Origin of the sequence: Telluribacter roseus (genome assembly GCF_017355915.2) — a bacterium.
Lineage (GTDB): Bacteria > Bacteroidota > Bacteroidia > Cytophagales > Spirosomataceae > Telluribacter.
The window spans coordinates 55,013-68,769 of the sequence record NZ_JAFEUV020000010.1 but is presented as its reverse complement, the minus strand read 5'-3'; the positions used below and the strand labels follow the sequence as shown (position 1 = coordinate 68,769).

Annotated in this window: 13 protein-coding genes; 5 read left to right on the top strand and 8 right to left on the bottom strand. The window is 50.6% G+C overall.

The features are described 5' to 3' along the window. Positions 1-49 precede the first annotated feature (49 nt). Entirely contained in the window at positions 50-1,108 is a 1,059-nt protein-coding gene (locus JTN23_RS17920) for a sugar phosphate isomerase/epimerase family protein (RefSeq protein WP_247236541.1), read from the top strand. 39 nt (positions 1,109-1,147) lie between these two features. Then, positions 1,148-1,933 (top strand): SDR family NAD(P)-dependent oxidoreductase, encoded by a 786-nt coding sequence (locus JTN23_RS17915; protein WP_247236401.1) that lies wholly within the window; start codon positions 1,148-1,150, stop codon positions 1,931-1,933. Positions 1,934-2,014: 81 nt separating this feature from the next. On the opposite strand, the gene JTN23_RS17910 is transcribed toward JTN23_RS17915, so the two are convergent. Then, complete coding sequence (locus JTN23_RS17910; protein WP_247236400.1) at positions 2,015-2,545, bottom strand: DinB family protein; 531 nt, start codon at positions 2,543-2,545, stop codon at positions 2,015-2,017. Positions 2,546-2,795: 250 nt separating this feature from the next. On the opposite strand from JTN23_RS17910, the gene JTN23_RS17905 reads away from it, so the two are divergent. Beyond that, the gene (locus JTN23_RS17905; protein ID WP_247236399.1) at positions 2,796-3,821 is read left to right on the top strand and encodes a rod shape-determining protein; all 1,026 of its coding nucleotides are present in this window, start codon (positions 2,796-2,798) and stop codon (positions 3,819-3,821) included. A gap of 134 nt (positions 3,822-3,955) precedes the next feature. On the opposite strand, the gene JTN23_RS17900 is transcribed toward JTN23_RS17905, so the two are convergent. Next, positions 3,956-5,284, bottom strand: a complete 1,329-nt coding sequence (locus JTN23_RS17900; RefSeq protein WP_247236398.1) for a GntP family permease — start codon at positions 5,282-5,284, stop codon at positions 3,956-3,958. A gap of 189 nt (positions 5,285-5,473) precedes the next feature. On the opposite strand from JTN23_RS17900, the gene JTN23_RS17895 reads away from it, so the two are divergent. Beyond that, positions 5,474-6,844 carry a Gfo/Idh/MocA family protein gene (locus JTN23_RS17895; RefSeq protein ID WP_247236397.1) on the top strand — a complete coding sequence of 457 codons (1,371 nt, stop codon included), beginning with the start codon at positions 5,474-5,476 and terminating at the stop codon, positions 6,842-6,844. A 71-nt stretch (positions 6,845-6,915) separates the two neighbouring features. On the opposite strand, the gene JTN23_RS17890 is transcribed toward JTN23_RS17895, so the two are convergent. Then, positions 6,916-7,815, bottom strand: coding sequence for a diacylglycerol/lipid kinase family protein (locus JTN23_RS17890; protein WP_247236396.1), 900 nt, complete (start codon positions 7,813-7,815; stop codon positions 6,916-6,918). Between the two features lie 84 nt (positions 7,816-7,899). Between JTN23_RS17890 and surE the strand changes: the two genes are divergently transcribed. Continuing rightward, positions 7,900-8,643 (top strand): 5'/3'-nucleotidase SurE, encoded by a 744-nt coding sequence (surE, locus tag JTN23_RS17885; protein ID WP_247236395.1) that lies wholly within the window; start codon positions 7,900-7,902, stop codon positions 8,641-8,643. A gap of 71 nt (positions 8,644-8,714) precedes the next feature. Here the strand turns inward: surE and JTN23_RS17880 are convergent, their stop codons facing one another. The 5 genes from JTN23_RS17880 to JTN23_RS17860 all read right to left on the bottom strand — a co-directional run bounded on the left by JTN23_RS17880 (position 8,715) and on the right by JTN23_RS17860 (position 13,749). Then, positions 8,715-8,918: a hypothetical protein gene (locus JTN23_RS17880; protein WP_247236394.1), complete on the bottom strand. Its 204-nt coding sequence runs from the start codon at positions 8,916-8,918 to the stop codon at positions 8,715-8,717. 132 nt (positions 8,919-9,050) lie between these two features. Then, entirely contained in the window at positions 9,051-10,610 is a 1,560-nt protein-coding gene (locus JTN23_RS17875) for an FAD-dependent oxidoreductase (RefSeq protein ID WP_247236393.1), read from the bottom strand. 454 nt (positions 10,611-11,064) lie between these two features. Beyond that, positions 11,065-12,135 (bottom strand): dipeptidase, encoded by a 1,071-nt coding sequence (locus tag JTN23_RS17870; protein WP_247236392.1) that lies wholly within the window; start codon positions 12,133-12,135, stop codon positions 11,065-11,067. A gap of 22 nt (positions 12,136-12,157) precedes the next feature. Further along, positions 12,158-13,264 carry a D-TA family PLP-dependent enzyme gene (locus JTN23_RS17865; RefSeq protein ID WP_247236391.1) on the bottom strand — a complete coding sequence of 369 codons (1,107 nt, stop codon included), beginning with the start codon at positions 13,262-13,264 and terminating at the stop codon, positions 12,158-12,160. A gap of 17 nt (positions 13,265-13,281) precedes the next feature. Further along, positions 13,282-13,749: a RidA family protein gene (locus tag JTN23_RS17860; protein ID WP_247236390.1), complete on the bottom strand. Its 468-nt coding sequence runs from the start codon at positions 13,747-13,749 to the stop codon at positions 13,282-13,284. Between the last annotated feature and the right edge of the window lie 8 nt (positions 13,750-13,757).

Below are 13,757 nucleotides of genomic sequence, written 5' to 3'. Positions count from 1 at the left end.
TCCTTACCCTATGAAAGGCAACAATAATCCTCCGGCTGATCCCATCAAGATGGACAGGAGGAGTTTCTTATACGGAGCTTCCGTAAGCGCTATGGCTTTTTCGATGCCTGATATGCCTGAGCTGTTCAAGAGTACCAACATGGGAGTGGTAGTACATTCGTACTGGGCGCGCTGGGGCTCCAAGGTACCCAGCCAGAACTACCCCGGCTTCACCAACGCCATTGATATGATCGACCATTGTCAGCGTATCGGAGCGGGAGGTGTACAGGTAGGTGTTAAGGATTGGTCATCGGACTTTGCCAAAAAGGTAAGGGACAAGCGGGAGAAGGCCGGACTGTACCTGGAAGGCTCTATTGGATTACCCAAAACGGCCGCCGATGTTGCCACCTTCGAGCAGGAAGTAAAGAGCGCTAAGGAAGCTGGTGCCACGGTACTCAGGACCGTATGCTCGGGTGGCCGACGCTACGAAACTTTTAAGACCAATGCGGACTTTCAGGCTTTCAGGAAGAACTCGATTGCTTCGCTGCAGCTGGCAGAGCCGGTACTGCGAAAGCATAAGGTGAAGCTAGGTATCGAAAATCATAAGGACTGGCGGGCCGATGAACTGGCGGCAGTACTGAAGCAGCTCAACAGCGAATGGATCGGTGTGACGCTGGACTTTGGCAATAGCATAGCCCTGGTAGAAGACCCGATGGTAGTGGTAGAAACGCTGGTACCCTATATCGTAAGTACCCACGTCAAGGACATGGCCGTGGATGAGTACCAGGATGGCTTTCTGCTGTCGGAGGTACCGCTGGGTAAAGGGATTCTGGACCTGCCCCGGATCGTAGAGCTGTGTAAGAAGCACAACCCCAACGTGACCTTCAACCTCGAAATGATTACGCGTGACCCGCTGGAGATTCCCTGTCTGAAAGATGATTACTGGGCTACCTTCGAAGGGGTTCCCACTACTGAGCTGGCCCGTACGCTACGTATGGTAAAGCAGCAAAAGTACAGCCAGGGACTACCCAAAGTGTCGCAGCTAACGGCGGAAGATAAACTAGCGAAGGAAGAACAGAACATTTTGTCGTGTCTGGTATATAGTAAGGATAAATTAGCGCTACGATAAACTTATAACTAAACAGCTTACTACATTAAACCGCTAACCATGAGTAACGAAGCATTACCCGGTATTAAACTATTTGACTTAACAGGAAGAACAGCAATCATCACAGGAGGATCCAAGGGATTGGGCCTGGCTATGGCCGCCGGACTGGCCTCGGCCGGAGCCAATGTCATGCTCGTCAACCGCACCGCCGCCGATGGTACCAAAGCCGCCGAAGAGCTCAGCCAGACCTACGGCATCCGGGCTATTTCGTTTAGTGCCGATATATGCAATCGTGAACAAACCGAAGCCATGGCTCAGAAGGCTATGGAGGAGTTTGGTCGGATCGACATCCTGATCAACAGCGCCGGTATCAACATCCGGGGGGCCATCGATGAGGTAACACCCGATGATTTCCAGAAGGTAATGGATGTCAACGTCAATGGTACCTGGCTGTGCTGCCGGGCCGTAACACCCTTTATGAAGAAGAGTGGCTCCGGTAAGATCATCAACCTGGCCAGTACCCTCGGCTTGGTGGGCCTTGCCAACCGCACACCCTATACGGCTAGTAAGGGAGCGGTGGTGCAGATGACCCGGGCCCTGGCATTGGAGCTAGCCCCCTTCAATATCAATGTCAATGCCATTTGTCCCGGTCCCTTCCTGACCGAGATGAACATCCCCATAGCCGGTACGGAAGAGTCTAATAAATTCATAGTAGGAGCTACTGCGTTGGCTCGCTGGGGTGAACTGAAAGAAATCCAGGGAGCGGCTCTCTTACTGGCAAGCGACGCTTCCAACTACATGGTAGGTTCAATGCTCACCGTTGACGGCGGCTGGACGGCTAAGTAAGGTACTTTATTAATTTAGATATGAAGAGGTCGGCCCGGTGTAAAATCGGGTTGACCTCTTTTGCTGTTTGAATGGTACATTCTAATGTGAATCCCTGTAAAGCTTTCTCAGAATACTAATCTGTCCCCGGTGGTGTAATTCATCTTCGGCCATGTGATATAGTACCCAGGCCAGATTACAGCCCTCTACCGGATCGTACCCTGCTATCCGCTTCTGAAAATCTTCAAATGTTAGGTTCTTTAATGCCTCCAGCAGCAGGTGCCTTGATTCTTCCATTTCAGCGATATATACTTCGAGAGGCTGATTGCTGATGAGCTGAGGTACATAGGGCCCCAGATCCAGAGCCGGCAGCCACCTTTCGTTTTCCTCTTCTGTAAGGCTCCGCCTCTCCAAGTACTCAATCCGGAAGTAGTGGTCAAGGGCGGTCATGTGTGACAATAGGGCGCCGATGGTATTCCAGCCTTCCCGGTACTGCCAGTCCAGCTCCTGCGTCGTACAACCAGCTACCCGCTGTAGCGTGGTAACCCGTACATCATCCAGTATCCCCAGCAGGTAGTCGAGGGAGTGATCGGCGGTGTGACCGAAGGGGATGTGAAAATTTCGTTTGATCATACCTGGATTTTCTGCTTGTTCCGCAATATAGACCTCTTTCAGCCTGTGAGTGAGTAGGTAGTACTACGCATTAAAAAAATTTAATGAGCCAAAGATGCATGAGTATAACCGGTTACTAAATAACTTGCATGTTACTGAAAACTACCTAACAGTGATTCGGCTATTTCAGTACAAACTACGTTATTGTCAGTAGGTGACATATCTCGTGCAGTTGGTCCAGTAACTTTTTACTTATTGACATACTCAATTCATGAAACTCTTCAATTTTTTATCCAGTGACATTGCCATTGATTTAGGTACGGCCAATACGTTAATTTATCATGATGGTGATATAGTCGTCGACGAGCCCTCTATTATCGCCATCCATAAAGTGGGAAACAAAGTACTAGCCATCGGACAGCAGGCCCGGCAAATGCACGAAAAGACCAATGAAAATATCCGAACCATTCGTCCACTCAAAGATGGAGTGATCGCAGATTTTACGGCGGCTGAACTGATGATCCGCGGACTGGTCAAAATGGTTGGAGGCAATAGCCGATTTTTCTCGCCGTCGCACCGCATGGTCGTTTCGATTCCATCCGGAATTACGGAAGTAGAAAAACGGGCGGTTAAGGATTCGTGTGAGCATGCCGGGGCAAAAGAAGTTTTTATGGTATATGAGCCCCTGGCTGCAGCCCTGGGGATAGGAATTGATATTACCCAGCCCAATGGTACCATGATCGTGGATATTGGAGGAGGTACTACCGAGATTGCCGTGGTGGCCCTGTCCGGTATTGTTTGTGAGCAATCCATCCGTACGGCGGGCGATGTACTGACAAGCGATATTGTTGACTACATGCGCAGAGAGCATAACCTGCTGATTGGTGAGCGCTCGGCCGAACAAATTAAGATCGAGGTAGGCTCGGCCCTGTCGGAGTTACCCAATCCTCCGGCCGATTATGATATCAGAGGGCGTGATCTGATGACCGGTATACCCAAGGAAATCAAGATTTCGTACAGCGAGATTGCCTATACACTCGATAAGTCCATCGCTAAAATCGAAGAGGCGGTTATGAAGGCCCTCGAAAACACCCCGCCGGAACTGGCTTCGGATATTTATTCGAACGGTATCCAGCTCACGGGTGGAGGAGCCCTATTGCGCGGACTGGATCAGCGCCTTCGGGCCAAAACCAAACTGCCGGTACACGTGGCGGACGATCCGCTGAAAGCGGTGGTGAGAGGAATTGGTGAAGTAACCAAAAATCCTGATTTATACCGTCCGCTGTTAGTAATGTAAGTACTCAGTATAACTAGAAATATGATTTGCCGTTTACTACCGGAATGCCTGCCAGCGGGTAGCCCATTCCGGTAGTAAACGCACATTATATCTATGTCCATCCCGCTAACGCAGTAGCATTGGCAAGGGGTGGGTTAGATAAATAGTGTAAGGGTGTAAATGATAAGGATAGCCGACACCGCCATGATCAGGGTACCCAGGCTGTGCGACTGATTGCCCTGCTTGATGTTCATGCCGGTTAGCTGGGTCATGGCCCAAAAGAAACTATCGTTGGCGTGGGAAATGGCAATGGCACCGGCTCCGATGGCTAGTACCGTGAACACCCGCATCATTTCAGAATCTAACCCCAGCGTAGCCATCAACGGAGCTACGATCGAAGCCGTAGTGATAAGCGCTACGGTGGACGATCCCTGCGCGGTTTTGAGCGAAAGAGCCATTAGAAATGGAAGGAACAGGCCCCACGAAGCACCGTCCAGATTGGTACTTACCAGGTCGGCGATTCCAGAGTTCTGCAGCATTTTACCGAATACTCCCCCCGCACCCGTAATCAGGATAACCGGTGCCGCTATGAGTAGCGCTTCTCCCAGCCAGCCGGAGGAGGATAGCAGCTTCATGTCGAATTTGGGCGGGAGTGTAAAGGAGAGAAATGCTCCCAGGAGCAGGGCGATCACCGGTGTCCCCAGAAACAGGATCAGCCGGGTGAAGGTATTATCACCCAGGGGCTGGGTGGGGTACTTGGCGATAGAGGCCAGAATGATCAGCAGCAGAGGTATGAATATGGGCAGAAATGACCGGCCCAGGGAGGGGTACTTTTTAACCTCCGTTGTTTGCTCTACTTCGGCAAACTGTGGCTCGAGGTGAATACGTGTGAGCGCGTACTTGACAAAGAAAAAACAGGGTACCAGCGCCAGTGAGCTAACTATAATACCCCAGAAGATAATCATCCCCAGATCCGCCTCCAGAATACCGGCCGCCGCGATAGGCCCGGGTGTAGGAGGCACCAGCGAGTGACTGGCCGAAATACCCAGAGTTAAGGCTACAGTGGTGGCGGCGAAAGGTAGCTTTCCTTTGTAGGAGAGGGATTTGTTAATGGGATTCATCATGATGAACGCGCTGTCTCCGAATACCGGAATGGACAGAATGTAGCCCGTTACCATCATGGCCAGCATCACCGATTTCTCCCCGATCCACGAGAGTATCTTCTGAGCAATAATGAAGGCCCCGCCGGTTTTTTCCAGAAAGGTACCAATGATCACCCCCAGCAGGATCAATAAACCAATACTACCAAGTACCCCGCCAAAGCCCTCAGTAATGGATTTGATGATCAGGTCGGCGGGCATGCCTACCAGCAGGCCGTATACTATAGCCCCCACGAACAGGGCCAGAAAGGGGTGAATGTCAAATTTGATAATGGAAGTAATAATAAGGGCTAGGGCAAATAGAATAATGAGCAGAGTCAACATGAGTTGTCGGAATTTGGGTATGAGTGTTAAGAGTTGAACCGGATGAGATGACAGTTATATAAAGACAGAAAAGGGCGCTGTATATTCATCATTGGCATAAAATATGGATTTCTGCTCAAAATATTGGAGTAATTGAAGGCTTGGCTCCGCTTTATACCAAAGACAGAAACCGCTTAAACCACTGACTTCATGCATACTTTCAACATTAACCGGCGCCAGTTCCTGCAGAGCGCAACGGCTTCTCTTGCGCTTACTTCTTTTGGTGAACGAGGACTAGATCTGATCAATCCCGCCCAGCCGTATCGTGTCGGGCTGATCGGCACGGGCTGGTACGGCAAGAGTGACCTGTTCCGCCTCATCCAGGTTGCACCTGTCGAGGTAGTAGCCCTGTGTGATGTGGACAAGAATATGCTCAACGGAGCCGCCAAGCTGGTGAGTGAACGACAGAAGTCGGGCAAGACACCGCGCCTGTACGGTGACTACCGCAAGATGCTCGCCGAGAATCCAATGGATATTGTACTCATAGGTACCCCCGACCACTGGCATGCGCTGCAGACAATCGACGCCGTGAAGGCCGGAGCTAACGTATATGTACAGAAGCCCATCAGTGTGGATGTGATAGAAGGGGAAGCGATGGTGGCGGCAGCCCGTAAATACAAGAAGGTAGTACAGGTAGGTACCCAGCGTAAGAGTACCCCCCACCTGATCGACGCCAAGAAGAATATTGTAGATGCCGGACTACTGGGTAAGATTGCCCACGTAGAGATGTGCTGCTATAACCACATGCGCAACAATGGTAACCCGCCGGTGCAGGAAGTACCCGCCTTTCTGGATTACGAAATGTGGACCGGACCCGCTCCCCTGCGCCCATACGACGGACTCCCTCACCTGCGTTGGTGGCGCACCTTTGAGGAGTACGGCAACGGGATCATGGGTGATATGTGTATACATATGTTCGATACGGTTCGCTGGATGCTGGACCTGGGCTGGCCCAAGAAGATCAATTCCACCGGAGGTATTTACGTACAGAGCGGAGGGAAGTCCAATATACCTGATACCCAAACCGCCACATTCGAATACGACGGACTTAACTGCGTGTGGCAGCAGCGTTCATGGGGTACTCCCAACAATCCGGATTATCCCTGGTCATTTACGCTCTACGGTGAGAAGGGTACCCTCTGGGGTAGTACCATGAAGTATGACTTTATACCGGTAGATAAGAATGCCGAGAAGATACATAAGGATGTGGTATACGAGCGGGAGAAATATCCGGAAGATCTGAAAGAAGAGCGCATTGAGCTGAATGCCGCTCCGGCCACGCGACTACATATGCTGGATTTCCTTTCGGCCATTGAAAAGAGCAGTCGTCCCATTGCCGACATTGAGGAAGGCCACATATCGACGGCCAGTTGTTTGTTAGCCAATATATCCATGAAGACGGGACGCCCGGTGGTGTACGATCCGAAGAAGCGCGAAATCGTAGGCGACAAGGAAGCTACCGCCTTACTGAAGCGGCAGTATCGTCAGCCGTGGATACATCCGGAGCCCAACCGGGTTTAGCATACATAGGAGTTAAAATGAGAGGACCCGGCCATTACAGCCGGGACCTCTTGTATAGTAAGGTACAGTCTTTACTCGGGCATGATGATATCCAGTAGGCCGCTTTTGAGTTCTATTTCTACTTCAATGGGTTTCTTTAGCTTTACCACCTCGTCGTCTACGTGTACGACGGATCCTTTCCAGGTAATTTTGATGGTTCTGGCCTTAACGGCTTGTATGGGTATTTCGGTAGGCCGATCATGGATGCGATCCTGCAGGTAGTTGGCCAGCGCTTCCCGTTGGCTACCTTTTACCATTACTACATCAAATACTCCATCACCAGGGTCAGCGTGGGGAGCCAGCAACAGCTTCGGCCCTACGGCCTTTATGTTCATGATCTCGACTATAATGTATTCATCAGAGTAATCCTTACCGTCCAGACTGATATGACACCAGGCCGGATTACAAGTCTGCAGGATATGGTGCATGAGCTGCTGAGCAGCGCGAATTTCTTCCTCTGGAGTATCGAAAGACTTTTCGTACTTTTTCTTGAACTCCTGTATGAGCTGAGGCACAGTACCAAAGCCCATCGACTCGATCAGGAAATTATTGTCAGGTAGTCCGGTTACTTTTCCTACGTCGAAGTTCCTTGGCTCCCTCGTATTCCATTTGCTTATCACCTCATTGATATCTCTGTTCAGATTTAGCGTAGTAGCGATGTTATTGGCCGTACCGAGGGGAAGTATGGTGAGCGGAGCCGGTTTATCCAATAGTTTCTTGTTCAGGAGCTTCTTGGCTACTTGTCGAACAGTACCATCTCCACCCGCAATAATTAGAAAGTCAATATCTGAACTGATCTCATCCCATTCTTTATCTTTTACAGATGAATATTTGCAGGTATAACCTTTAGACTCGATTAGCGAAATCAAGTCTTCCGGGGTATGTTCTTCTTCCCCCGCACCGGGATTATGTATGAGTTTTGCAACTGGCATTTTCTTTTGGAATTAGAGAAAGTTCAACATAAAACATCCTGATGGGTAATTTGTTAGATAGATAAAGGACTAAAATAATGGATCATGAGAATACTGGTAACGAACGACGATGGTATTTATAGCCCGGGTATAGCTGCCCTGGCCCGTATCGCAAGTAAGTTTGGGGAGGTTAGGGTGGTAGCACCCGATGTGGAGCAGTCGTCCATGGGGCACGCCATTACGGCTACCCGTCCGCTGTCCTATAAAAAATCGCCTATCAAGTTTGAAGGAATTGATGCTTATCGGGTAAATGGTACACCGGCCGACTGTGTGGCCCTGGGTACGCACCTCTGGACTACTACTGATCTGGTACTATCGGGTATCAATCTGGGGCCTAATCTGGGTAATTCCATGTGGCACTCGGGTACACTGGCCGCGGCGAAGCAGGCTGCGCTGCTGGGAATGCGGGGCATTGCCTTCAGTACACCCGTAGGGAAGGAAGAACCCGATTTTGATAAATTGGCTCCCTTTGTGGAAGAGTCGCTCCGGCTGCTGGTCGAGATGAAGGATCTATGCCTGGTAAACGTAAACCTGCCACAGGAGCCTACCGGTATCCGCTGGACGAGGCAGTCGGTACGGCTGTATGACGGAAAGATAGTACCCGGTATGGATCCCATGGGACGTAAGCATTACTGGTTTACTGTAACGCCGCTGGAGCCGGCCGAGGAAGGTACTGATCGCTGGGCCGTTGAGAATGGTTTTGTGTCAATTACACCGTTACGCCTGGACCTTACCAATGAAGCTGAGCTGGCAAAAGCCCTGCAAAAGCAACCGGTTGAAAATTCCTGATAGAGCCTATAAAAGAAGAGGCAGTACCTGTCTAACCAGGACTGCCTCTTCTTATCATGTACTTCTATTTCTTATTCTTCGTTATTGGGGCCTTTCGCCTTCTTTACGTCTGACTCATCTTCCATACGCTGAAAGTTTCTGGCGGTAGGGTCAGCACCCTGCAGCGTGTCTTCATCCGGATCGACCTCCGTATGATCAAAGCTGCGGGCTGTTTTATCAAATCCTTCGTCCGGATTGTTGGCCTCCTTGTTATCTGGCTTTTTTTGATCTTGCATGACTGTAGAATTTACGGTTTCTGGTTTTTTATACCTTTTACTACTTAAAAAACAGTTCCAGTGGCTTATCCCGCTTTTGCTTTGATTTCACACGTACCTGCGGGCAAATTATTCAACAAGCCGCTGCTGCTGCTACTGCTTCGCTGGTATATCCTTCTTCTCCAGATTATGGATAGCGGGACCCTCTATGACGGTACCATCTATCATAAAGCGGCTACCGTGGCAGGGGCAGTCCCAGGTTTTTTCGGCGTTGTTCCAGTTGACGGTACACAGCAGGTGTGGACATATGGCCGAGCACACATGCAGCTGGTTTTGCTCGTCGCGGTAGGCCGCCAGCTTTTCGCCGTTTACTTTAATGGTTTTACCCTCGCCCTTCTGAATCTCATCAAACTCACTAACATCAGCCGTAAACGGATTCCCTTTAATGTACTGTAGGGCAACGTTGGCATTTTCCTTGATAAATTCCGTGACCGTTGACAAGCTGGCTATGCGGGTAGGGTTAAATGCGTCAACCCAGGCGGGGTTTTCCTGTCCCAGGATCAGATCCGAAATATGCATACCGGCTACGGTACCATAGGTAAGTCCATCTGCATCGTAGCTGGTAGCCATATAGGTACGTTTGCTATCCATAGTAGGCAAGCCGGCCGCGCCTATGTGTGTCTGTCCGATGTAGGGTACACCATCGCCCGAGCGGTAGTGCTGGGCCGACCACCGGTATTCTACCGAAGCCACATCAAAGGCCTTGCGGGCATAGTCTTCTAGTTCTTTAAAGTAGTGCTGGTATTCCTGATCGCTGGCCTGACCGGTTTTATGGTGGTTACCTACTACCATCAGTATGTCCAGATCTTTGGATTCGGAGCCGTGGGTAGTGATGGTTTTATGAATGCCATCATTGTGCCAGAAGTAAGCATCGGGGTACTCACCTTTCAGTTTTACGGCGATGGCATAGCTGCGGTAAGGTCCCGCGACGGTATGTACGGTATGCACGCCAATGGGTAGGTGAGTGGCTACTACTACCTGGCTGGCCTTAACGGTACCGTTAGTAGTTTTGACTATACAATATTCTTCCTCCTCTTTGTAATCATATACTGTAGTGTATTCATATAGCTGGCCGCCATGGCTGGCAACATTCTCGGCTAGTCCGAGTACGTAGCGAAGCGGATGAAAGCGAGCCTGACCATCCAGACGTAGGGCCTTCTTGATATCAGACTTGTGTAGGGGAGGGACCTCATCTACCAGTTCTGGCTGTAGGCCGGCTTCCCGTAAGGCCACAGCCTCACTTTCAATCTGAGCAGCCATTTTATCCTCATAGGTATAGTAATACCAGGGTCTTCTCGAAAAGTGGCAGTCTATATTTTTGCTGGTAGACTGGAGTTCTATAAAATCCAGTGCGGCACTTCGGGCTTCGGCGATCGTCTGGATGGTCTGAACGTCACGATTGGATCTGATAGTCTGGTAGTAGGGGCTTACCGGTACATACAGGTTACCGGACGACCAGCCAGTGGTACCTCCGCCAATACGACGGGCTTCCAGTACGGCTACTTTTTTGCCGGCGGAAGTCAGACGCTGAGCGGTAGTAATACCGGTTATGCCACCACCTATGATTGCTACATCTACTTCAATATTTCCTTCCAGCGAAGGGTATTCCGTACGCTTACTGATAGTGGCTTCCCAGAATGATTGTGTTTCCATAGAAAGGTAAAAATGAATGGTGTGAACGAGATAGTATGATAACTAGTACATAGCTAATTGGTTTTGACAGGGTTGAGCTATTGAGGAGAATCAGAATGTTAAGTTGTAGAACTATATGTTCATTTAAGGTAGTATTAAAACGATATTATTGCGTTAAATAAAGTTTTAAAAAATATAAAGTGAATGAAAAGTGATGAATTGTGAGAGATAAGGATTGTGTCTCGAAGGAGTAGGAGGGACTTATAAAGCTGATAGGAGCGGTAAAATGAATACCTGATTATGGAAGTGAATATATTGTTTGTTGAGGAAGTATCTAAGGCTGGAAGTAAGTACCAGCGTTGAATAAGCTGTGTACTACTGCTTGATTTATTGGTGGCAGGAAATCTAAGGAGCAGAAATAGAAGTACTTATCTTCCTGGTGGATACCAAGCACTTCTATTTCTACCAGATCTATCTACTTCCAGGCTATTTCGAGAAAATTGACCCAGTTGCGCCACATAATCCCTTCTATATCTTGCTGGCTGTATCCCCGCTTGCTCAACAACTCCGTCATCGTTTGCAGGTCGGCGATGGAATCCAGATCAGCCGGACATTGCTCAGTACCAAAGGCCCCATCCAGATCCGAGCCTATACCTACATGGTTGGCATTGCCGGCCAGTTGGCAGATATGATCCAGGTGATCCATGACGTGCTCGATCTTAAGACCTACTTCCTGGGGTTTGGTCTTGCCGCGTTCCCAGCCGGGTATCATCATCCAGGCGTCGAAGGCCATACCTATGACGGCTCCGCGGCTGAGGAGCTCCCTGATCATTTCGTCGGAGAACTGGCGGTTGTGCGGCGTGATCTTACGTACCAGGTTGTGGCTTGCCCACACCGGACCCGCATAAATATCCATCGCATCCCAGAAGGCCGAGTCGCAGAGGTGGGTAGCGTCCAGGATAATTCCCAGCCTCTCCATCTCCCGGATCAGGTCCTTACCCTTATTGCTGAGCGGCTGGTCAGCATCGGTACCGTATGCATACACACCCGGTCCGTAGTGAGCCGGGCCCACGGCCCGCAATCCATACTTATAGGCCATGTGCAGGTGATCAAGGGAAAGGAGGGAATCGGCCCCCTCCAGACTCAGGATATACCCGATAGGTAGTTTCTCGGTTGACTCTGCTCCCTGCCACAGCGACAGATGTTTTTGCAGGCCTTCCCAATCCCGGATCTGTACCATCTCACCCTCGTACTCCATAGCCTGGTACCAGGCCACCTGGGCCTGTGTCATCCCCCAGGCCTGTGCCTGCGAGTGCCAGCCGGGCAGGTGGTTGTCCGGAGCTACGTAGCGTCCTATTTGCGTAGCCACGCACAGACCAATATTGCCACGTCGCATCTCGGGGAAACTTACGACTCCCCGGCCCCGGTCGGGCTTATCGGTCAGGTGTTTCTCCCGCTCACGAATAGCACTCAGTTCCTGCGTCAGGTCCCGGTTCCATTCGATGGCATTCATGGAGAGGTCGAGGTGGGCGTCAAAAAGTAACATAGGTAATTGTTGAGGAAAAGGATTAATAGGTTAGGGTTCGGTTACGGGCCAGTACATTCCACTTGTCTACCAGTTCACCACCTTCGATAACAGCGGCCCGTTCATGAAGGGCTACGGTTGGGCATATATGGTAAGGAATGGCGTAGAGTACATCACCTACTTTGATCTGGTCCCAGTTGGGTACCTGTAGTACACCATGCTCTTCGCTCTGGCTAAGTACTTCGTATTCTTCCAGATTCAGGAAACGTATACGGCGATCAATGGGATTCTCAGCCGCTACGGCTTTATGTCCCAGATCCGTCGTGATAATGCCCGGCGCTGGTTTGGAGACAACACGGGTCAGCAGTACCGCAGCGTGCTGGAACGGCTGGTCCAGGAAGCGGTCGCCGTAGCCCCAGTCCCACAGCAGGCAAGTACCTGGACTACAGTAGATCCCTTCGCGGAGGGCGTGTACATTAAAAGTAGGAGAGCCACCCGCAATGATCATAGGCTCAGGCAATCCTCTTTCACGGATTTGCTCACGTAGCTCGTATACCTTCTCAAAAGCCGCGTCACTCTCAGCTTTGCGCTCGGCAAAGTCTTCGTTGCGGATATGTCCGTCGTACACGTGCAATCCAGCCAGTTGCAGATGAGGCAGCTTCGAGAGGAATTCGTAGAGTGGGAGCATCTGCTCATTGATCGGGTGACCCGAGCGGTTCATGCCGTTGTTGACATCAATGAATACATTTATACGTATCCCCCTGGTGCCACAGCGTTCATTCAGGTACTGGGCTGTATCTTCATTATCTACCAGTGAGCCAAACTGTACCTCCGGATGTTCAGTAGCCAGGCTGAGGTAGCGATCTACCTTGGGGCCCACCAGCTGATACGCCAGCAGGATCCACCTGGCACCGGCACCGGCCAGCATCTCGGCTTCGGCTACTGTCGCGCACTTAAACTTACTGATCCCGGCTTCCAGCTGCATCTGCACGACTTCTTTCATCTTGTGCGTCTTCACGTGCGGAACCAGGCGGTCGGCATCACCACCGACCAGCCTCAGCATGGTTTGTATATTATCAGCCACGCGATCTTTGTACACAAGCAGCGCGGGCGAGTCGACAGTATCAGGGTGTTGGAGTTGGTACCACATAGTTATTCAGGTAGTATTTAGTCGATCAGCTCAAACAGGGCTTCTATTTCTACGGGGATGTTGTCGGGCAGTGAGCCCATGCCCACGGCACTACGTACCCCGATTCCGTTTTCTTCACCCCAGATAGCAGCAAAGAGTTCGCTGCATCCGTTGATCACGTAAGGGTGACGCTCAAAGTCGGAGGTACAGTTGACCATACCCAGTATCTTCACGACGCGCTTGATGCGGTTGAGGCTTCCCAGGTTTGCTTTGATGGTGGATAGGATGGTAAGTCCTACCTGACGGGCGGCGAGTTTACCCTCCTCTATATCCATATCTTCCCCGATGCGTCCCATGATAAGGCTGCCGTCATCCTGTACGGTACCGTGCCCCGATACATAGAGCCAGCGGTTGTCGACGATAAGGCAGGGTTTGTAAACGCCCTTAGGAGCGGGAGCGGGTGGAAGATTGAGTCCTAGCTTGGCAAACTGTTGTTCAGCTGACATAAGTAATA

Bases quoted from the DNA above. Each gene is read 5' to 3' on its own strand.
- JTN23_RS17920 (WP_247236541.1), top strand. From the start codon at position 50: ATGGACAGGAGGAGTTTCTTATACGGAGCTTCCGTAAGCGCTATGGCT.
- JTN23_RS17915 (WP_247236401.1), top strand. From the start codon at position 1,148: ATGAGTAACGAAGCATTACCCGGTATTAAACTATTTGACTTAACAGGA.
- JTN23_RS17910 (WP_247236400.1), bottom strand. From the start codon at position 2,545: ATGATCAAACGAAATTTTCACATCCCCTTCGGTCACACCGCCGATCAC.
- JTN23_RS17905 (WP_247236399.1), top strand. From the start codon at position 2,796: ATGAAACTCTTCAATTTTTTATCCAGTGACATTGCCATTGATTTAGGT.
- JTN23_RS17900 (WP_247236398.1), bottom strand. From the start codon at position 5,284: ATGTTGACTCTGCTCATTATTCTATTTGCCCTAGCCCTTATTATTACT.
- JTN23_RS17895 (WP_247236397.1), top strand. From the start codon at position 5,474: ATGCATACTTTCAACATTAACCGGCGCCAGTTCCTGCAGAGCGCAACG.
- JTN23_RS17890 (WP_247236396.1), bottom strand. From the start codon at position 7,815: ATGCCAGTTGCAAAACTCATACATAATCCCGGTGCGGGGGAAGAAGAA.
- surE (WP_247236395.1), top strand. From the start codon at position 7,900: ATGAGAATACTGGTAACGAACGACGATGGTATTTATAGCCCGGGTATA.
- JTN23_RS17880 (WP_247236394.1), bottom strand. From the start codon at position 8,918: ATGCAAGATCAAAAAAAGCCAGATAACAAGGAGGCCAACAATCCGGAC.
- JTN23_RS17875 (WP_247236393.1), bottom strand. From the start codon at position 10,610: ATGGAAACACAATCATTCTGGGAAGCCACTATCAGTAAGCGTACGGAA.
- JTN23_RS17870 (WP_247236392.1), bottom strand. From the start codon at position 12,135: ATGTTACTTTTTGACGCCCACCTCGACCTCTCCATGAATGCCATCGAA.
- JTN23_RS17865 (WP_247236391.1), bottom strand. From the start codon at position 13,264: ATGTGGTACCAACTCCAACACCCTGATACTGTCGACTCGCCCGCGCTG.
- JTN23_RS17860 (WP_247236390.1), bottom strand. From the start codon at position 13,749: ATGTCAGCTGAACAACAGTTTGCCAAGCTAGGACTCAATCTTCCACCC.